The following is an 18,938-nucleotide window of genomic DNA, read 5'->3' as shown; positions in this document are numbered from 1 at the left end:
CAGGGAATGCCCACGACTAGAATGGCTCGCTTCAAATGCGACTGATTCTCTTCAAGGGGATTTCCCTCGATGTGCTTGCTTTCTGTTATCCGGCAGCGCCTGCTGTCTGCCCTGTTGTTGCTGGCCGCCTGCGGCAGTCTCTCCAGCAATGTCTATGCCGTGGAAGTGACCGACGTGCTCGGGCGCAAGGTCGAGGTCGACCACGCGCCGCAGCGCATCGTGCTCGGCGAGGGCCGCTTGTTCTTCGCCCTGGCGTTGCTCGACCGCGCCAACCCCTTCCAGCGGGTGGTCGGTTGGCAGAACGACATGCGCCTGCTCGACCCTCACACCTACCAGGTGTACGCCAAGCAATACCCGCAGGTGGCCAAGTTGCCGCTGATCGGCCAGGCCTCGGAGCAGAGCGTCAGTGCCGAGCAGATCCTCGCGCTCAAACCCGACCTGGCGGTCTTCAGCATCGCCGGCGAAGGGCCGACCCAGCACAGCCCGGTGGCCGACCTGCTGGAGAAGGCCGGGGTGCCGGTGCTGTTCATCGATTTTCGCGTGCACCCGATCCGCAATACCCGGGTGAGCATGCAGGCGCTGGGCAAGCTGCTCGGCCGTGAAGCCGAAGCCGAGCAATACCTGAGCCTCTACGACCGCCACCTCAAGCACATCACCGACGGGGTGGCCGGGCTCAAGGACAGCGAACGGCCCAAGGTGTTTCTCGAACTGCTGGCCGGTGTCTGGCAGGCGCCAGGGCACACCACCGGCAAGAGCGGCCTGGGCAGCGTGGTCGAGGCCGTGGGTGGGCACAACATCGGCGCCGACGTGGTGCCGGGGGCGTTGGGTGACGTCAGTGTCGAATACGTGCTGCAAGCCGACCCGGACGTGTATATCGCCACCGGCAATCGCGCGCCGGGCGTGCTGCTGGGCGCCGGGGTCTCGACCGAGACCGCCCGCCAGAGCCTGGCCAGGATCACCGCGCGGCCCGAGTTCGCCCCGCTGCGGCCGATCCAGGCCGGCCAGGCCCACGGCCTGTGGCACGACTTCTACAACTCGCCGTTCAACATCCTCGCGGTCGAAGCCATGGCCCGCTGGGTGCACCCCGAGCGCTTCAAGGATGTCGACCCACAGGCGACCATGGGCGAGATCAACCGCATGCTCAAGGTCGCTTTGGACGGCCAGTACTGGGTCGACGCCAAGTGACCGCACAGGCTCTCGATGGCGCGGAGTTCGCCGCCGGGCAGTACCGCCGCCTGCTCTGGCGGCGGACCTGGCTGGTGCTGGGCCTGGCATTGTTGCTGTTGCTGGCGGTGCTGGCCGACCTGGCCAGTGGCGCTTCGGGCATGGGCCTGGGGCGCCTGCTGCAAGGTGTCTTCGACCCGGCGACGCTGAGTGCCACCGAGCGCGTGATCATCTGGAACGTACGCCTGCCGTACTCGCTGATGGCGGTGCTGGTGGGGGCCGCGCTGGCGCTGGCTGGTGCCGAGATGCAGGCGATCCTCGACAACCCGCTGGCCAGCCCGTTCACCCTTGGGGTTTCGTCTTCGGCGGCCCTGGGCGCCTCGCTGGCCATCGCTTATCCGCTGGGCGTGGCCTGGCTGGCGCCGAGCGCACAGGTGACGGTGATGGCGTTCGTCTTCGCCTGCCTGTCGGTGGTGCTGCTGCAGGCCATGTCGCGCTTGCGCGGGGCCGGGGTGGAAAGCCTGGTGCTGTTCGGCATCGCCCTGGTGTTCAGCTGCAATGCGCTGGTGTCGTTGCTGCAGTTGCTGGCCAGCGAAGACGTGCTGCAGCAGTTGGTGTTCTGGACCCTGGGTAGCGTGGCCCGAGCCGACTGGCAGAAGCTCGGCATCCTCGCCCTGGTGTTGCTGGTGGTGCTGCCGTTCTCGCTGCGCGCCGCCCCGGCCATGACCTTGCTGCGCATGGGCGAGGACCGTGCGCGCAGTTTCGGCGTGGATACCCGTCGCCTGCGCTTTGCCTCGCTGCTGCGCATCAGCCTGATGTCGGCGACGGCAGTGGCCTTCGTCGGCACCATCGGTTTCGTCGGCCTGGTCGGGCCGCATATCGCCCGCTTGCTGGTGGGTGAGGACCAGCGTTTCCTGCTCCCGGCCAGCGCGCTGGTGGGGGCATTGATGCTGGCGCTGTCGTCGATCGCCAGCAAGCTGATCCTGCCGGGGGTGATCGTGCCGGTGGGGATCGTCACTGCCCTGGTGGGCGTGCCGGTGTTCGTGGTGCTGGTGTTCCGGCGGGGGAGAAAAGCATGAGCCTGACGCTCGATGACGTGGCCGTCGCCTATGGCGCACGGCAGATCCTCCACGGGGTGAGCCTGCCGACGTTGCCGGCGGGCAGCCTGGTGGCGCTGGTCGGGCCGAACGGGGCCGGCAAGTCGACACTGTTGCGGGCCCTGGCGGGGCTGGAGCGGATGAGCGGCACGCTCGACCTGGATGGCCAGGACGTGACGCGGCTGGGCTTCGCCGAACGCTCCCGGCGCCTGGCCTACATGCCCCAGCAGTTGCCACCGGGAATTGCCCTGGGGGTGTTGGAAAGCATCGTCGCGGCGCTGCGCGTGAGCGCCTCGGACGACTTGCTCGGGCGAGCTTACGAGGCATTGCGCCAGTTGGGTATCGAGGCGCTCGCCGATCGTGGCCTGGATAGCCTGTCGGGTGGCCAGCGGCAACTGGTGGCGCTGGCGCAGTTGCTGGCGCGCAACCCGCAGGTATTGCTGCTGGATGAACCGACCAGCGCGCTCGACCTGCATTACCAGTTGCGGGTGATGGGCGCGGTGCGTGAGCGGGTGGTGGCGCATCGGTTGCTGGCGGTGGCGGTGTTGCACGACATCAACCTGGCGGCGGCGCATGCCGATTGGCTGGTGGTGCTGCGCGAGGGTAGGGTGGTGGCGTGTGGGGCGCCGGGGGAAGTACTCCAGCCTGAGCTTTTGGCGCAGGTGTATGGCGTAGAGGCGCGGGTCGAGCGCTGTTCAAAGGGGCGGTTACAGGTGCTGGTGGATCGGGCGTTGGCCTGAGGTTTGTGCCTGCCTGTGCCGGCCTTTTCGCGGGTAAACCCGCTCCTACACCGGACTGTAGGAGCGGGTTTATCGGGGCGCCGAACCGCCGCGAATAGGCCGGCGCAGGCGAACACCGCCCCCTAATCCGGCAACAACCGATCCCGGCTGTTGGACAGGTGCAGACAGATCGCCGCCCGCGCCGCATCCGGGTCCTGGCGGCGGATGGCATTGAGGATCGCCTCATGCTCCAGGTTGGCGAGGTACGCATGCCGGGCCAGGTTGGCCCCGGCACGCTCGGCCAGGGCCATGCGGTTGCGCGGGATCAGGCCATTGCCCAACTGCGCCATCATCTCGCTGAAATACAGGTTGCCGGTGGCCTCGGCGATCAGCAGGTGGAAACGCCGGTCGGCCTCGATGCAGCTATCTCCGGCAGCGGCCAGGTCCTGGTAGTCGTCCAGGGCCTGGCGCATGCGCGCCAAATGCTGCTCGTCGCGGCGCACAGCAGCCAAGGCCGCGGCCTGGCCTTCCAAACCGATGCGCAATTCCAGCAGGTCGCGCACGCTCGCGGCGTTCTCCGCGCCTACCCGCAGGCTGCCCTGGGCCAGGCGCTCGATCACGAAGGTGCCGATGCCGTGGCGCGGCTCCACCAGCCCTGATGCCTGCAACTTCGACAGGGCCTCACGCACCACGGTGCGGCTGACCCCATGCTCGCGCACCAGGGTGTTCTCCGAGGGTAGCTTGTCGCCCGGCTTGAAGGTGCCCAGCAGGATCTGCTGGGTCAGGCGCGACACCAAATCGTGGGCACGGCTATGGCTGCGTTTGCCGAGTGGTTGGGACATGAACGGGCTCCGCGATCGAATCCATCTTGTATGACAAGTTAACGGATAAAAATATTTCGTGCTGCTTTTTTCCTCTCATCATGTCGTGGTGTTTTACCTGATTCTTGCATTATCCCTGCAAGATGGCCATTTATAAGCTTGTATTTTGCCTCTTTGGCGCTGATTGGCATCTTGTCGTACAACTTCGCGACGCATATGCTCCACCCCATTGTCCTGCCCGACAACTCGACCCGCACAAAAACAATAGTGGGAGATCCACAAGTGAACGATACCCTCGCTCCGTCTGCCCGGAATGAAGGCGACGCCCTGGCCAGCGCCGTGGCCAAGGTCAAGCGCCATGTCCTGCCGCTGTTCGTCATCATGTTCATCGTCAACTACCTCGACCGCGTCAACATCGGTTTCGTCCGACCACACCTGGAAAGCGACCTGGGCATCAGCGCCGCGGCCTTCGGTTTTGGTGCCGGCCTGTTCTTCATCGGCTATGCGTTGTTCGAAGTGCCGTCGAACATGCTCTTGCAACGCGTCGGTGCACGGCTGTGGCTGACCCGCATCATGTTCACCTGGGGCCTGGTGGCTACGGCCATGGCCTTCGTCCAGAACGAAACGCAGTTCTATGTGCTGCGCTTCCTGCTCGGCGTGGCCGAGGCGGGCTTCTTCCCTGGGGTGATCTATTACTTCACCCGCTGGCTGCCGGCCGCCGAACGCGGCAAGGCGATTGCCATCTTCCTCAGCGGCTCGGCGCTGGCGTCGTTGATTTCCGGGCCGTTGGCCGGTGCCTTGATGCAGATCCAGGGCCTGGGCCTGCACGGCTGGCAGTGGATGCTGTTCATCGAAGGCATGGCCTCGGTGACGTTGTGCTTCTTCGTGTTCTTCTGGCTCGACTCCAAGCCCCAGGACGCCAAGTGGCTGAGCCAGGCCGAGCAGGACGCGCTGGTGACGACCATCGACCGCGAGCAACGTGAGCGTGAGGCGAGCGGCGTGGTCAAGCCCTCGGCCTGGAGCCTGCTCAAGGATCGCCAGATCGTGCTGTTCTGCCTGATCTACTTTTGCATCCAGCTGACCATCTATGCCGCGACCTTCTGGCTGCCCAGCATCATCAAGCGCATGGGCGATCTGAGCGACTTGCAGGTGGGCTTCTTCAACTCGATCCCCTGGCTGATTTCGATCCTGGCCATGTATGCCTTCGCTGCCGGCTCAGCGCGCTGGAAGTTCCAGCAGGCCTGGGTGGCCGGTGCGCTGGTGGTCGCCGCCATCGGCATGTTCATGTCGACCACCGGCGGGCCGGTATTCGCCTTCGTTGCCGTTTGCTTCGCGGCCATCGGTTTCAAGTCGGCCTCGTCGCTGTTCTGGCCGATCCCGCAGGGCTACCTGGATGCGCGCATCGCCGCAGCGGTGATCGCGCTGATCAACTCGGTCGGCAACCTCGGCGGCTTCGTCGCCCCCACCACCTTCGGGCTGCTCGAGCAGCAGACCGGCTCGATCCAGGGCGGGCTGTACGGCCTGGCCGTGACCTCGGTGCTGGCGGCCATCGCCATCTTCTTCGTACGTACCCGCCCGAAGGGCGCTCCCTCTGACGATCTCAAGGCCCCTTCGGCCCTGGGCCAGACCCACTGACGACTGCGAGACGACAACCATGAACATGCAGACCAATCCCGCCGTTCATACCAGCACCCCGGTGGTCACCGACCTGCGCGTGATCCCCGTGGCTGGCCACGACAGCATGCTGCTCAACCTCAGCGGTGCCCACGGCCCGTTCTTCACCCGTAACGTCGTGGTGCTGCGCGACAGTGCCGGCAACACCGGCCTGGGCGAGGTGCCCGGTGGCGAGAAGATCCGCCAGACCCTGGAAGACGCCCGTAGCCTGGTGGTCGGCCAGCCGATCGGCCACTACCAGCGCGTGCTCAATGCCATGCGCCAGACCTTCGCCAATCGCGATGCCGCTGGCCGAGGCCTGCAGACCTTCGACCTGCGCATCACCGTGCATGCGGTCACCGCCATCGAGTCGGCCATGCTCGATCTGCTCGGCCAGCACCTGAACGTGCCGATGGCGGCGCTGCTCGGCGAAGGCCAGCAACGCGATGCGGTGAAGATGCTTGGCTACCTGTTCTACATCGGCGACCGCCAGCAGACCGACCTGGCCTACCGCAACGAAGCCGATGCTGATGACGAGTGGTTCCGCCTGCGCCACGAGAAGGCCCTGACCCCGGAAGCGGTGGTGCGCCTGGCCGAGGCGGCCAAGCAGCGTTATGGCTTCAGCGACTTCAAGCTCAAGGGTGGCGTGCTGCGTGGCGAAGAAGAGATGGAAGCGGTGACCGCCCTGGCCGAGCGTTTCCCCGAGGCACGCATCACCCTCGACCCCAACGGCGCCTGGTCGCTCAAGGAAGCGATCGCGCTGTGCCGCGACAAGCACGACGTGCTGGCCTACGCCGAAGACCCGTGCGGTGCCGAGAACGGCTATTCGGGCCGTGAGGTGATGGCCGAGTTCCGCCGTGCCACCGGCCTGCCGACCGCCACCAACATGATCGCCACCGACTGGCGGCAGATGGGCCATGCGATCCAGCTGCAGTCGGTGGACATCCCGCTGGCCGACCCGCACTTCTGGACCTTGCAGGGCTCGGTGCGGGTGGCGCAGATGTGCAACGACTGGGGCCTGACCTGGGGTTCGCACTCGAACAACCACTTCGATATCTCGCTGGCGATGTTCACTCAGGTGGCGGCAGCGGCGCCGGGCGAGATCACGGCTATCGATACTCACTGGATCTGGCAGGACGGCCAGCGCCTGACTCGCGACCCGCTGCGTATCGTCGATGGGCATGTGCGGGTGCCGGAGCGGCCGGGGCTGGGTGTGGAACTGGATGAAGACCAGTTGGCCAAGGCTCATGAGTGCTACCGCAACATGGGGTTGGGCGCGCGGGATGACAGCGTGGCGATGCAGTTCCTGATTCCGGGTTGGAGCTTCGACAACAAGCGGCCTTGCCTGGTGCGTTGAGGCATAGGGCCTCTTCGCGGGTAAACCCGCTCCTACAGATGCTCCACGTATCATGAAAACAGGTGGAGTACTGTAGGAGCGGGTTTACCCGCGAAGAGGCCGGTCCAGACTATCCCCTGTCGAAAAACGCCCGCGCCATCCCCACGAACGCCCCCAGCACCGGGTTCGGATTATCCCGGCAATACGCCAGGAAGATCTCCGCCTGCTGCTCCATCCCCTGCAACGGCCGGAACACCACCTGCTCCAGGCGCAACGCCTGGGCCGAGGCCGGCACCACCGCGCAACCCAAGCCGACATTGACCAGGCCCAGCACCGAATGAGTCTGCCCCAGCCGATGCAGGTAGCGCGGCTGTACCTCGTTGCGGGCGAACAGGTTGGCGATGCGATCGTGCAGGTAACGCCCTTCGCCCGCGCTGTACATGATGAACGGCTGCTCATGGAAGTCGTGCGGCCTGAGCCGCTCGCGGCCGCACAAAGGGTGCCCCACAGGCAACGCGGCCACGAATGGCTCGCGGTGCACCGGCACATAGTCCACGCGGGCGCTGGGCAGTACCTGGCGCACCAGGCCGAGGTCGATCAGGTTGGCTTCCAGGTCGTGCACCTGGGTGCTGGAAACGCTTTCGCTGAGCACCAGTTCGATGTCCGGCAGGGTCTTGCCGGCGTGCACCAGCAGGCGCGGGATCATGCTGTAGGCACCTACTGCGGTGAAGCCCAGGGTCAGTCGCCCGGCCTCGCCGTGGGCGATACGCCGGGCCGAGTGGCTGGCAGTTTCGGCGATATGCAGGATGCGCCGGGCATCTTCGAGAAAACTCATGCCCGCCAGCGTCAGCCGCGCCTGGCGGTTGTTGCGCTCGAGCAACAGCACCCCGAGGGAATGCTCGAGCAGCTGGATCTGCCGGCTCAGCGGCGGCTGGGTCATGTGCAGGCGGGTGGCCGCACGGCCGAAATGCAGCTCTTCGGCAACGGCGACGAAGCAGTGCAGCTGGTGCAATTCCATGATTCAAATCCTGAATTGTTCGATCCAGCATCTATATTAGACCTGTATCAAATGCCGGCCTAGCATCGAGCCATGTCTTCGAACTGCCGGATACCCACGATGAACCAGAATTCCATCGACCTGCTGCTGACCCAGCCCGTCCCAGAGGCCATCGATGCCCAATTGGTCGCGGCCTACCGGGTGCATCGGCTTTACCAGCAGGCCAATCCGCAACAGCTGCTCGATGAAGTCGGCCCGCGCATTCGTGGCGTGGTCACCGGTGGTGCCAAGGGCCTGTCCAATGCGTTGATGGACCAGCTTCCTGCCCTCGAGATCATCGCCATCAGCGGCATCGGCACCGACGCCGTGGACCTGCGCCATGCGGCCGGTCGCGGTATCCATGTCACCACCACGCCTGGCGTGCTCACTGCCGATGTCGCCGACCTGGCGCTGGGCCTGATCATCAGTGCCTTGCGCCGCCTGGGCGAGGGCGAGCGGCTGGTACGCGACGGTTTGTGGGGCACGGTCAACCTGCCATTGGCGCGCAAGGTCAGTGGCATCGACCTGGGCATCATCGGCCTGGGCGAGGTTGGCAAGGCCATCGCTCGCCGCGCCGCTGCCTTCGACATGCGTATTGCCTACAACGGGCGGCGCGAGCAGCCGCAAAGTGGGTACCGCTATGAAGCCGATCTGGTCGAACTGGCACGCTCGGTGGATGTGCTGGTGGTCGCCGCTTCCGCGGATGGCGGGGAAGTGTTGGTGACCGCCGAGGTGCTGGATGCGCTCGGTCCCGAGGGTTACTTGATCAACGTGGCGCGCGGCAAGCTGGTGGATGAACCGGCACTGGTTGAGGCGCTGCGCGAAGGCCGCATCGCCGGCGCCGGGCTGGATGTGTTCGTCGATGAGCCCCATGTGCCGCCTGCGCTGCGCGACCTTGACCAAGCCAGCCTGCAACCGCACCGGGGCAGCGCGACGCTGCAGACCCGGTTGGAAATGGGGCAGATGGTGGTGGACAACCTGGCGGCTTGTTTCCGTGGTGAGTTACCGCCGAATCGGGTCGCTGACCTCTAGGGCCTCTTCGCGGGTGAACCCGCTCCTACACACATAACGCAGGCCCCTGTAGGAGCGGGTTCACCCGCGAAGAGGCCAGCACAAGCATCACAAGGTCCACAGGCCACACCTTCTCCGCACAAGAACAATCGCTTCCACCGAGAAGCAAGAGGGTTCATATGAACAGCAAATCCGCTGCAGCCGCACCGCAGGCTCTGGCCAGGGTCGGACGTCATCGCTTCCTGATCCTGGCGCTCATCTTCATCATCACTGTCATCAACTACGCCGACCGGGCCACCTTGTCGATCACCGGCACCGAGGTGCTCAAGGACCTGGGCATGGACCCGGTGATGCTCGGCATGGTGTTCTCCGCCTTCGCCTGGGCCTATGCCCTCGGCCAGGTGCCCGGTGGCTGGCTGCTCGACCGCTTCGGCGCACGCCGGGTGTATGGCGTCAGCCTGATCCTCTGGTCGCTGTTCACCCTGATGCAGGGCACCGTGGGTTGGATGGGCCTGGCCGGTGCTTCGGCGGCGGTGGCACTGTTCTCCATGCGCTTCATGCTCGGCCTGGTGGAGTCGCCAGCGTTTCCGGCCAACTCGCGGGTGGTCAGCTGCTGGTTCCCCACCCGTGAACGCGGCACCGCATCGGCCTTGTTCAATTCGGCGCAGTACATGGCGGTGGTGGTGTTCGCCCCGCTGATGGCGTGGATGACCCATACCCTGAGCTGGGAACAGGTGTTCGTCTGGATGGGCGTGCTGGGGCTGTTGCTGAGCCTGGTGTGGTTCCGCCTCTACCATGAGCCGCACAGCGCACCGGGGCTCAGCCGCGCAGAGCTGGACTACATGCGCGAAGGCGGCGCGCTGGTCGACCTTGAAAAGGAACGCAAGGCGGCCAAGAGCAAACCGACCCGCGCCGAAGTGTTGCAACTGTTCACCAGCCGCAACCTGTGGGCAGTGTACCTGGGCCAGTACTGCATCACCGCGCTCACCTACTTCTTCATCACCTGGTTCCCGATCTACCTGATCAAGGGCCGTGGCATGACCATCATGGAGGCCGGCTGGGTCGCCGCGCTGCCGGCCATCTGCGGCTTCACGGGCGGCATCCTCGGCGGGTTCCTCTCCGACTGGCTGATCAGCCGTGGCGTGCACCCATCGAAGGCACGCAAGACGCCGTTCGTGATCGGCATGGCGCTGTCCACCAGCCTGGTGCTGGCCAACTATGTCGATGGCAATGCCGCGGTGATCGGCCTGATGACCCTGGCCTTCTTCGGCAAGGGCCTGGCCGCGGTGGGCTGGGCGGTGCTGTCGGACGTGGCGCCGAAGAAGATGGTCGGCCTGTGCGGCGGCGTGTTCAACGGCATCGGCAACATCGCCGGCATCGTCACGCCGCTGGTGATCGGTTACGTGGTGGCCTCTACCGGCTCGTTCCACAACGCACTCTGGTTCGTGGCCGCCCATGGCGTGCTGGGAATCCTCGCTTACCTGTTGCTGGCCCGGCGCTTCGAGCGTACCGGACAGGCGTAGGCAGACGCCTGAGCGACAGGGCCCCGGGAGACCGGGGCTTTTTTGTGGGCGGCTGAAAATGGCCGGGCCTGCCTCGACACATCCAAATGAAAAGCGAAACCTCCAGACGCGCCGGTGACGCATTCAGACATGCCATTCGCGACATCTGGCGCGAATGGAAAACCGGTGTCGTGATCGCGCACCTGCGGGACGTTCTCGTGTAATTTCCCCATCCCTCTCGCGGCTTAAATGGAGCCCGAATCGCTGGTGCGTTGCTCTGGAAAGCGTGCAGAAGGTCAACAACAGAGCGTGAGCGACGTGTCATTCCCCATCGTCTTCGAGGAGCTTTTTTCGCCTACGCCTGCCCGTCCTTCCTTGTGTCAGCAAAAAGAGAACAAGATCAATGAACACCGTGGGATCTGATGGCAACCTTGCACAAGGTTTCAAGCCGCGTCATGTAACGATGCTGTCCATCGCGGGCATCATCGGTGCCGGACTTTTCGTGGGCTCCGGGCACGCCATCGCGGCCGCCGGGCCTGCCACCATAATCTCTTACTTCGTGGCCGGGACCCTGGTGGTGCTGGTCATGCGCATGCTCGGCGAAATGGCCGTGGCGCACCCCGACACCGGGTCGTTCTCCACCTATGCCGACCAGGCCATCGGCCGCTGGGCTGGCTATACCATCGGCTGGCTGTACTGGTGGTTCTGGGTGCTGGTGATCCCGATCGAGGCCCTGGCCGCCGGCCACGTGCTCAACGCCTGGTTCCCCGACATCCCCAGCTGGATCTTCGCCTTGGCCTCGGTGCTGCTGCTGGCGGGCACCAACCTGTTCAGCGTGGCCAAGTACGGCGAGTTCGAGTTCTGGTTCGCCATTCTCAAGGTCACCGCGATCCTTGGTTTCATCGGCCTGGGCTTCGCCGCGCTGATGGGCTGGCTGCCCAACCGCGAAGTCAGCGGCCTCAGTGGCCTGATGGCCGAGCACGGCGGCTTCGCGCCCAAAGGCTGGTCGGCGGTGATCGGTGCCTTCATCACCGTGATGTTCAGCTTCATCGGCACCGAGGCGGTGACCATCGCCGCGTCCGAGTCCAGCGACCCGTCGCGCAACATCGCCAAGGCCACCCGTTCGGTGATCTGGCGTATCAGCACCTTCTACATCCTGTCGATCTTCGTGATCATCTCGGTAGTGCCATGGAACGACCCGCAGCTGGCCGTGGTGGGCTCGTACCAGCGTGCGCTGGAGATCATGAACATCCCCAATGCCGCGTTCATGGTCGACCTGGTGGTGCTGGTGGCGGTGACCAGCTGCATGAACTCGTCGATCTACATCGCCTCGCGGATGATGTACTCGCTGGCCAAGCGCGGCGACGCGCCGGCCTTGTTGAAGGACACCTCGAGGGTCGGTGTGCCGCGTGCCGCAGTGTTCGGCAGTACCCTGATCGGCGCTGGCATCGCGGTGCTCAACTACTTCGCACCCAAGGGCGTGTTCGAGTTCCTGCTGGCCAGTTCCGGCGCCATCGCGCTGTTGGTGTACCTGGTCATCGCCGTCTCGCAACTGCGCATGCGCCGTCGTCTGGAGCGCGAGAACACCGAACTGAAGTTCCGCATGTGGCTGTTCCCGTACCTGACCTGGGCGGTGATCCTGTTCATTGGCGGGGCGCTGGCGGTAATGATGTACACCCCCGAGCACCGGGCGGAAGTGAGTTCGACCTTGGGCCTGGCGATCGTGATTTCCTTTCTGGGGATCGTCACTTCGCGGGGCCATGCGCAGACGGTGGGGGCGCGGTCGATGGGGTGATCGAGGTCACCTTGCGGTAGGGCAGAGGGCACCTGTGGATGGGTGCCCTTTGTTTTTTGAAACACATCCACGGTGCCGCTGACACAAGTTTCAGGGCATGCCGGGCGTAGACTGCCCGCTCCATTCAGACAGGGTGTCGGAGCGTGAGCGTGAACGAGCAAGACGGGCAAGCGGTTTCGGTAAAGGACGACCGATTCGAGGAAGTGCTGGGTCTCATCCAGGGCGCCAGGCAGCGGGCGATGCAGGCGGTCAACACCCAGTTGATCGAGTTGTACTGGCAGGTGGGGGCGTATATCAGCCGCAAGTTGGAGCAAGCTGAGTGGGGGGATTCGGTGGTCGGTCAGTTGGCTGCTCACCTGGCTATCACCCAACCTGGGTTGCGAGGTTTCACTCGGCCGAACCTGTTCCGCATGCGTCAATTTTATGAGGCGTACCGCCACGACGAGAAAGTCTCAGCACTGCTGAGACAATTGCCTTGGACCCATAACCTGATCATCCTCAGCCAAAGCAAGCTGCCGGAAGAACGCGAGTTCTACCTGCGTCTCGCCATCCAGGAGAAATGGTCCAGCCGTGAACTGGAGCGGCAATTCAAGACTGCGCTGTTCGAACGCAGCGTCACCGATCCAGCCAAGGCCTCGGCAACCTTGAAAAACAACTACCCCGCGGCAATGGACGTTTTCCGCGACGCCTACATGGTCGAGTTCCTCGGCCTGCCAGGCGAACATGCCGAAGCGGACCTGCACGCCGCCCTGATGAATAGGCTGAAACAGTTCCTGGTCGAGCTAGGCCGGGATTTCTGCTTCGTCGGTTCGCAATATCCGCTGCAGGTCGGCGGTCGCGATTTCGCCCTGGACCTGCTGTTCTTCCATCGTGGCCTCAATTGCCTGGTGGCCATCGAGCTCAAGGTTGGCCGCTTCGAGCCAGAGTACCTTGGCAAGCTCGACTTCTACCTGGAAGCCCTGGATCGCAATGAGCGCAAGCCTCATGAGAATCCGGCCATCGGCGTGTTGCTGTGTGCCAGCAAGGAAGATGAGGTGGTCGAGTACGCACTCAACCGCAGCCTGTCGCCCGCCTTGATTGCCGAATACCAGACGCGCCTGCCGGACAAGGCGCTGCTGCAAGCCAAACTCCATGAATTCTATGCCCTGGGTGCCGCAGCGCAGCCCGGCGACTGAGCGTCGCAGCGGCTTACGTTCGGCCCGCCACTGCACCAGATGCCCAGCGCGCTGGCCCATTGCAATTATCTTTTCAATCTCTACAACTATTTGCAGCGCTAAATGTCATTCTTTGCAGGTCGGCTGTTCATGGGGATGCCGGCCTACCCGCATAGGAGCGAACACACATGGCAGCACTGCTCGGCAGCACGTTGGAAGCACTCAAGCACAACCAGGCACAGTTGCTGGCGCAATGGACAGCAGCGCTCGACGCCAATGGCGCTACCCGTAACATCAAAGAACAAACCGTGTTGCAGGAAACCCGCGATTTCCTGCAACTGCTGATCGATGGCTTGCAGGCAGGCAATGGCACCGACATCGCCGCCAGCGGCTGGGATGAAACCCGCCGTTTCCTGGAAAAACTCTCTTCCACACGCGCTCAGCTGGGGCACGACTCGCACCAGACGGTGTACTTCATCTTCGCCCTCAAGGGGCCGCTGTTCAGTCTGCTGCAAGCGCACTTCAGCGATGATCCCGCACGCCTGGCCGAGCAGCTGTGGGTGGTCTCCGAGCTGCTCGACACCTTCGGCATGCACACCATTCGCACCTACCAGAAAACCCGCGAGGCGGTGATCAAGCGCCAGCAGGAAGAACTGCTCGAGCTGTCCACTCCGGTGGTCAAGCTGTGGGACGGTGTGCTGGCCCTGCCGCTGATCGGCACCCTCGACTCGCAGCGTAGCCAGACCGTGATGGAGTCGCTGCTGCAGCGTATCGTCGACACCGGCTCGGAAATCGCCATCATCGACATCACCGGTGTGCCGACCGTCGATACCCTGGTCGCCCAGCACCTGCTCAAGACCGTCACTGCCATCCGCCTGATGGGCGCCGACTGCATCATCAGCGGCGTGCGGCCGCAGATCGCGCAGACCATCGTCCACCTGGGCCTGGACCTGGGCACCCTGACCACCAAGGCCAACCTGGCCGATGCCCTGAAGCTTGCGCTCAAGCGCCTGGGTGTCAGCATGGGCGAGCAGGGCTGAGGCCATGGAACGTATCCCGATTTTGCGGATGGGCGAATTCCTGCTCGTGACCATCCAGGTCGACATGCATGACAAACTGGCCATGCGCCTGCAGGACGACCTCACCGACCGCATCAGCGCCACCTCCGCCCGGGGCGTGTTGATCGACATCTCGGCGCTGGACATGGTCGACTCGTTCATTGGCCGGATGATCGCCGACATCGCCAGCCTGTCGCGGCTGATGGATGCCCAGGTGATGGTGGTGGGCATGCAGCCGGCCGTGGCCATCACCCTGGTGGAGCTGGGGCTGACCCTGCCCGGGGTGAGCACGGCGTTGGATGTGGAGCGTGGCATGCAGCGGCTCAGCCAGCACGTGAGGCACCCATGAACCGCGAGCACAGTGGCAGCCTGCCGGTGCGCATCGAGCAGGACGTGGTACTGGCTCGGCAACTCGCGCGCAAGCTGGCCAGCGACTGCGGCATGCGCCTGGTGGACCTGACCAAGCTGGTGACCGCCGTCAGCGAGCTGGCGCGCAACACCGTGGTCTATGGCGGCGGTGGCGACATGGACTGGCAGGTACTCGAGGAAGCGGGCCGCACCGGTGTACGCCTATTGTTCCGCGACGAGGGGCCGGGCATCGCCGACCTGAAGCTGGCCCTCACCGACGGCTGGACCTCCGGCAATGGCCTGGGCCTTGGCCTGACCGGCGCACGCCGGCTGGTGGACGAGTTCGAGCTGGACACCGCGCCAGGCGAGGGTACGCGGGTGACGATCACGCGATGGATATGAACATCTCCGCCAGCAGGACGCTGGTCTTGCCCCTGGAAGAGGACAGCCAGGTCGGCCATGCCCGGCGCACGGCGCAAAAGCTGGCTGAGCAGCAAGGCTTCGATAGTGAAGACACCGGGCGCGTGGCGTTGCTGGCCACCGAGCTGGCCAGCAACGTGCTCAAGCATGCTGGCGTGGGTGCCTTGCACCTGCGCGCCGTGCCCGGTGCCAATGGCCCAGGCATCGAATTGCTGGCTGTCGATCGCGCCCAGGCCGATGCCCAGGCGTGCCTGGCCGATGGCTATTCCACCGGCGGTACCCAGGGCATCGGCCTGGGCGCGGTGACGCGCCTGGCCGAGGTGTTCGACATGCACACCGACGCCCGAGGCTCGGTGATCATGGCGCGCCTGTATCGGCGCGATGCCACCGGCCAAGACCTGCGCATCGGTGTCAGCCATCATTCGCTGCATGACGACCCTGCATGTGGCGATACTTGGCACGTGGCGCTCGGCAGCGGCCGCCTCAGCGTCCTGGTGGTCGACGGCCTCGGTCATGGCGCCGATGCCGAAGAGGCAGCCCAGGCCGGTGCCCTGGCTTTCGCGGCCGATGCCTTTGTCGATCCCTTGTTGCTGATCGAACGGCTGCATGTAGCCATGAACGGCACCCGTGGCGGCGCTGTGGCGATCGCACAGCATGACGCGCGCAATAGCAGGCTGGTCTTCACCGGTGTAGGCAATATCGGCGCCAGCCTGGTCGCCGGGAATCGTTCTCGCGGCCTGGCTTCCTACCCCGGCATAGTCGGCGGGCAATACCGCAAAGCCCAGGTCTTCGACTACGCTGACGTGACGGGCAATTTGCTGATTCTCTACAGCGACGGCTTGCAGTCGCGCTGGAACCTTCAAGACTACCCTGGCCTGGTGCATCGCCACCCGGCCGTGATTGCTGCCGTGCTGCACCGCGATTTCTGCCGAGGGCGGGACGACGTGACGGTACTGGTCATCGACCTGGAGCCCGACCATGGCTGAGCCCACTATCCATGACGCCGAGCAGTTCGCGCGCCTGCAGGCCGAAAACGAAGCCCTGCGTGCCGAGCTCGAAGAAACCAACCAGGGCGTGCTGGCCCTGTATGCCGAGTTGGATATCCAGGCCGAGCAATTGCGCCAGGCATCCGACCTGAAAAGCCGCTTCCTGTCGTACATGAGCCATGAGTTCCGCACCCCGCTGGGTTCGATCCTGAGCATCACCGGCCTGTTGGCCGATGAGCTGGACGGGCCGCTGTCGGCGGAACAGCACCGCCAGGTGGCGTTCGTCAGCAACGCCACCCGCGAGCTGTCGGACATGGTCGACGACCTGCTCGACCTGGCCAAGATCGAGGCCGGGCGCATCACCATCTCGCCGGCCTGGTTCGACATGTTCGACCTGTTCGCGGCGCTGCGCGGGATGTTCCGGCCGATCGTCGATGCAACGGCGGTCGACTTGATCTTCGAGGAGCCGGTGGGCCTGCCGCGCCTCTACACGGACGACAAGAAGCTCGCGCAGATCCTGCGCAACTTCATCTCCAATGCCTTGAAATTCACCACCCGCGGTGAAGTTAGGGTGTCGGCGCAACTGCTCGACGAGCACAACATCCGCTTCGCTGTCAGCGACACCGGCATCGGTATCGCCTCTGACCTTCTGGGTACGCTGTTCGAGGATTTCGCCCAGGTCGATTCGCCGTTGCAGAAACGCCTGCGCGGCACCGGCCTGGGCTTGTCGCTGTGCAAGCGCTTCGCCATGCTGCTGGGCGGCGAGGTGGGTGTGCACAGCGAGCCAGGGGTCGGCTCCTCCTTCTTCGTGATCATTCCTCTGGCCTTGGCCCAGGAGAGCGTGGATGAAACCTGACCTGCGTCTGCTCATCGTCGACGACAACGTCGCCACCCGCTACGCCTTGCGCCGCCGCCTCGGCGCGCACGGCTACGAAGTGCTCGAGGCGGGCACTGGCGGCGAGGGCCTGGCGCTGATTCGTGACGAGCAGGTGGATGCGCTGATCCTCGACGTCAACCTGCCGGACATGAGCGGCTTCGACATCGTCCGGCTGCTGCGCGAGGACAGCCGCACGGCGCTGTTGCCGGTAATCCACGTATCGGCAGCATCGATCCAGAGCGGCGATATCATCACTGGGCTGAACGCCGGTGCCGATGCCTACCTGATCCACCCGGTAGACCCGGACGTGCTGCTCGCGACCCTGCGTACCCTGCTGCGCGTACGCGACACCGAGCGGGCCTTGCGCCAGAGCGAGGCGCGCTTCCAGGAAATCTTCCGTGGCGTGTCCGCGCCCATCGCCGTGCTCGACGGCGACTTGAAGGTGCACGAATGCAACCACGCCTTCGCCCACCTGGTGCAGGACAACCGAGACCCGCAACGCCTGCACGAGTGCTTCGCCGAAGGCCAGGCGGAGGCGCTCGACGAGTTGCGCCAGCACCTGGCAGCGGGGGAGCGCTGGAAAGGCACGCTGGGCATGCGCCTGCAGGGTCAGCCGCGCGATACCGAGTGGCAGCTGTCGCCGTACCAGGCGCCAGGCCTGTGCCTGGTGTTCGTCGAAGACATCACCGAGCACCGCCACCGGGAGCGCTCGCACCTGGCGCGCCTGGACGATGCCAACAGTCAGCTGGCCAAGGAAGTGGCCGAGCGCGTGCGCACCGAAGCGCAACTGTTGCAACTACAGAAAATGGACGCCCTGGGCAGCCTCACCGGGGGCATCGCCCACGATTTCAACAACCTGCTGACCGGCATCATTACCAGCCTCGAACTGATCCGTAAGCGGGTGGCGGAAAACCGCGTGGAAAAGGTGCCCCGGTACGCTGAGGCTGCGCTGAGCTCGGCCAACAGCGCCGCCGTGCTGACTCATCGCCTGCTGGCCTTCGCCCGCCAGCAGCCGCTCGACACCCGCCCGGTGGACGTCAACCAGCACGTGCGCTCGCTGGAAGAGCTGGTGACCCGCACCATCGGCGAGCGGGTCACCCTGACCCTGGAGCTGTCCACCCTGCCAGCCATCGCCCTGGTCGACCCGGTGCAACTGGAAAGCGCGGTGCTCAATCTGGTGATCAACGCCCGCGATGCCCTGCCCAAAGGCGGGCAGATCTGGGTCAACACCTCGGCGGCCTGGTGCCACGGCGACCCCAACCTCGCCGACGGCGCCTACGTGGCGGTGACCGTGCGCGACAACGGCAGTGGGATCGAGGCCGAGTTGCTCGACAAGGTCTTCGATCCGTTCTTCACCACCAAGCCCCTGGGCCAGGGCACTGGCCTGGGCCTGTCGACCATCTACGGCTTCGCTCGCCAGTCGGGTGGGCATGTGGAGCTACGCAGCGCGGTCGGCCGGGGCACCGAAGTGACGCTGTTGCTGCCGGCCAGCGACGAGGCGGCGGTCACCCTGGAGCGCGAAATGGGGGATGACCACCAGGGTAATGGCGAGCACGTGCTGATCGTCGAGGACATGGCCTCGGTGCGCCTGTCGGTGGCCGAAGCGCTGGGCGAGGCTGGCTATCGCTGCACCCTGGCTTCGACCATCGATGAGGCGTTGCAGTACCTGCAGGAGGAGGAAGGCATCGACCTGCTGCTGACCGATGTCGGGCTACCGACCCTGAGTGGGCGTGAGTTGGCCGATATCGCCCGGATGCACCGGCCAGGGTTGCCGGTGCTGTTCATGACCGGGTATGCCGATGCGGCGCTGGACCGCCAGGCGTTCCTGGGCACGGGGATGGACATGCTGGTGAAGCCGTTCAAATTGTCGGAGTTGCTCGACAAGGTGAAGCATGCGGTGGTGCGTTTGGGCTAAGGGGCGGCCTAGCCCGCGTGCCGTTGGACAAACGCGGGCCACCCTG

The 18,938-nt window shown here is 64.9% G+C and carries 17 protein-coding genes; 15 read left to right on the top strand and 2 right to left on the bottom strand.

Features of this window, described 5'->3' with window-relative positions; translation table 11 throughout:
• Positions 1 to 69: 69 nt before the first annotated feature.
• From IAE37_RS22115 to IAE37_RS22105, 3 genes are read left to right on the top strand one after another with little or no spacing between them, the layout of a single operon-like run.
• Positions 70 to 1,185 carry an ABC transporter substrate-binding protein gene (locus tag IAE37_RS22115; RefSeq protein ID WP_201176990.1) on the top strand — a complete coding sequence of 372 codons (1,116 nt, stop codon included), beginning with the start codon at positions 70 to 72 and terminating at the stop codon, positions 1,183 to 1,185.
• Positions 1,182 to 2,243, top strand: a complete 1,062-nt coding sequence (locus IAE37_RS22110) for a FecCD family ABC transporter permease (protein ID WP_201176987.1) — start codon at positions 1,182 to 1,184, stop codon at positions 2,241 to 2,243. Before IAE37_RS22115 ends, IAE37_RS22110 begins: the two co-directional genes overlap by 4 nt.
• Positions 2,240 to 3,001, top strand: a complete 762-nt coding sequence (locus tag IAE37_RS22105) for an ABC transporter ATP-binding protein (RefSeq protein ID WP_201176984.1) — start codon at positions 2,240 to 2,242, stop codon at positions 2,999 to 3,001. The genes IAE37_RS22110 and IAE37_RS22105 overlap by 4 nt, the downstream gene beginning before the upstream one ends.
• 122 nt (positions 3,002 to 3,123) lie before the next feature.
• Here IAE37_RS22105 and IAE37_RS22100 read toward each other — a convergent pair whose 3' ends face one another.
• A complete protein-coding gene (locus tag IAE37_RS22100) occupies positions 3,124 to 3,822 on the bottom strand; it encodes a FadR/GntR family transcriptional regulator (protein WP_201176983.1) in 699 nt (232 codons plus the stop codon).
• A 261-nt stretch (positions 3,823 to 4,083) separates the two neighbouring features.
• On the opposite strand from IAE37_RS22100, the gene IAE37_RS22095 reads away from it, so the two are divergent.
• Positions 4,084 to 5,436 (top strand): MFS transporter, encoded by a 1,353-nt coding sequence (locus tag IAE37_RS22095; protein WP_201176982.1) that lies wholly within the window; start codon positions 4,084 to 4,086, stop codon positions 5,434 to 5,436.
• Between the two features lie 19 nt (positions 5,437 to 5,455).
• Positions 5,456 to 6,811 (top strand): glucarate dehydratase, encoded by a 1,356-nt coding sequence (gene gudD, locus IAE37_RS22090; RefSeq protein ID WP_201176981.1) that lies wholly within the window; start codon positions 5,456 to 5,458, stop codon positions 6,809 to 6,811.
• 109 nt (positions 6,812 to 6,920) lie between these two features.
• Here the strand turns inward: gudD and IAE37_RS22085 are convergent, their stop codons facing one another.
• On the bottom strand, positions 6,921 to 7,808 hold the full coding sequence (locus IAE37_RS22085; RefSeq protein WP_201176978.1) for a LysR family transcriptional regulator: 888 nt from the start codon (positions 7,806 to 7,808) through the stop codon (positions 6,921 to 6,923).
• 99 nt (positions 7,809 to 7,907) lie between these two features.
• Here IAE37_RS22085 and IAE37_RS22080 point away from each other — a divergent pair, with 99 nt between their 5' ends.
• The 10 genes from IAE37_RS22080 to IAE37_RS22035 all read left to right on the top strand — a co-directional run bounded on the left by IAE37_RS22080 (position 7,908) and on the right by IAE37_RS22035 (position 18,892).
• Complete coding sequence (locus IAE37_RS22080; protein WP_201176977.1) at positions 7,908 to 8,858, top strand: 2-hydroxyacid dehydrogenase; 951 nt, start codon at positions 7,908 to 7,910, stop codon at positions 8,856 to 8,858.
• A gap of 86 nt (positions 8,859 to 8,944) precedes the next feature.
• Entirely contained in the window at positions 8,945 to 10,360 is a 1,416-nt protein-coding gene (locus IAE37_RS22075) for an MFS transporter (protein ID WP_328822768.1), read from the top strand.
• A 382-nt stretch (positions 10,361 to 10,742) separates the two neighbouring features.
• Entirely contained in the window at positions 10,743 to 12,134 is a 1,392-nt protein-coding gene (gene gabP / locus IAE37_RS22070; protein ID WP_201176974.1) for a GABA permease, read from the top strand.
• A 149-nt stretch (positions 12,135 to 12,283) separates the two neighbouring features.
• Positions 12,284 to 13,309 (top strand): PDDEXK nuclease domain-containing protein, encoded by a 1,026-nt coding sequence (locus IAE37_RS22065; protein ID WP_328822766.1) that lies wholly within the window; start codon positions 12,284 to 12,286, stop codon positions 13,307 to 13,309.
• Between the two features lie 167 nt (positions 13,310 to 13,476).
• Positions 13,477 to 14,328: an STAS domain-containing protein gene (locus IAE37_RS22060; protein WP_201176972.1), complete on the top strand. Its 852-nt coding sequence runs from the start codon at positions 13,477 to 13,479 to the stop codon at positions 14,326 to 14,328.
• Positions 14,329 to 14,332: 4 nt separating this feature from the next.
• Entirely contained in the window at positions 14,333 to 14,695 is a 363-nt protein-coding gene (locus IAE37_RS22055) for an STAS domain-containing protein (RefSeq protein ID WP_201176971.1), read from the top strand.
• Positions 14,692 to 15,096 carry an anti-sigma regulatory factor gene (locus IAE37_RS22050; RefSeq protein ID WP_201176970.1) on the top strand — a complete coding sequence of 135 codons (405 nt, stop codon included), beginning with the start codon at positions 14,692 to 14,694 and terminating at the stop codon, positions 15,094 to 15,096. Before IAE37_RS22055 ends, IAE37_RS22050 begins: the two co-directional genes overlap by 4 nt.
• The gene (locus tag IAE37_RS22045) at positions 15,093 to 16,100 is read left to right on the top strand and encodes an ATP-binding protein (RefSeq protein ID WP_201177035.1); all 1,008 of its coding nucleotides are present in this window, start codon (positions 15,093 to 15,095) and stop codon (positions 16,098 to 16,100) included. The genes IAE37_RS22050 and IAE37_RS22045 overlap by 4 nt, the downstream gene beginning before the upstream one ends.
• Positions 16,093 to 16,956: a sensor histidine kinase gene (locus IAE37_RS22040; protein ID WP_201176969.1), complete on the top strand. Its 864-nt coding sequence runs from the start codon at positions 16,093 to 16,095 to the stop codon at positions 16,954 to 16,956. The genes IAE37_RS22045 and IAE37_RS22040 overlap by 8 nt, the downstream gene beginning before the upstream one ends.
• Positions 16,946 to 18,892 (top strand): response regulator, encoded by a 1,947-nt coding sequence (locus IAE37_RS22035; RefSeq protein ID WP_201176968.1) that lies wholly within the window; start codon positions 16,946 to 16,948, stop codon positions 18,890 to 18,892. The genes IAE37_RS22040 and IAE37_RS22035 overlap by 11 nt, the downstream gene beginning before the upstream one ends.
• Positions 18,893 to 18,938: the final 46 nt, after the last annotated feature.

This window comes from Pseudomonas sp. S31 (assembly GCF_016648105.1).
Taxonomy (GTDB): Bacteria; Pseudomonadota; Gammaproteobacteria; order Pseudomonadales; family Pseudomonadaceae; genus Aquipseudomonas.
The sequence above is the reverse complement of the archived record's forward strand: the minus strand, read 5'-3'. Positions and strand labels throughout refer to the sequence as shown.

Bases quoted from the DNA above. Each gene is read 5' to 3' on its own strand.
- IAE37_RS22055 (WP_201176971.1), top strand. From the start codon at position 14,333: ATGGAACGTATCCCGATTTTGCGGATGGGCGAATTCCTGCTCGTGACC.
- IAE37_RS22060 (WP_201176972.1), top strand. From the start codon at position 13,477: ATGGCAGCACTGCTCGGCAGCACGTTGGAAGCACTCAAGCACAACCAG.
- IAE37_RS22100 (WP_201176983.1), bottom strand. From the start codon at position 3,822: ATGTCCCAACCACTCGGCAAACGCAGCCATAGCCGTGCCCACGATTTG.
- IAE37_RS22105 (WP_201176984.1), top strand. From the start codon at position 2,240: ATGAGCCTGACGCTCGATGACGTGGCCGTCGCCTATGGCGCACGGCAG.
- gabP (WP_201176974.1), top strand. From the start codon at position 10,743: ATGAACACCGTGGGATCTGATGGCAACCTTGCACAAGGTTTCAAGCCG.
- IAE37_RS22115 (WP_201176990.1), top strand. From the start codon at position 70: ATGTGCTTGCTTTCTGTTATCCGGCAGCGCCTGCTGTCTGCCCTGTTG.
- IAE37_RS22045 (WP_201177035.1), top strand. From the start codon at position 15,093: ATGAACATCTCCGCCAGCAGGACGCTGGTCTTGCCCCTGGAAGAGGAC.
- IAE37_RS22080 (WP_201176977.1), top strand. From the start codon at position 7,908: ATGAACCAGAATTCCATCGACCTGCTGCTGACCCAGCCCGTCCCAGAG.
- IAE37_RS22035 (WP_201176968.1), top strand. From the start codon at position 16,946: ATGAAACCTGACCTGCGTCTGCTCATCGTCGACGACAACGTCGCCACC.
- IAE37_RS22085 (WP_201176978.1), bottom strand. From the start codon at position 7,808: ATGGAATTGCACCAGCTGCACTGCTTCGTCGCCGTTGCCGAAGAGCTG.
- gudD (WP_201176981.1), top strand. From the start codon at position 5,456: ATGAACATGCAGACCAATCCCGCCGTTCATACCAGCACCCCGGTGGTC.
- IAE37_RS22050 (WP_201176970.1), top strand. From the start codon at position 14,692: ATGAACCGCGAGCACAGTGGCAGCCTGCCGGTGCGCATCGAGCAGGAC.
- IAE37_RS22040 (WP_201176969.1), top strand. From the start codon at position 16,093: ATGGCTGAGCCCACTATCCATGACGCCGAGCAGTTCGCGCGCCTGCAG.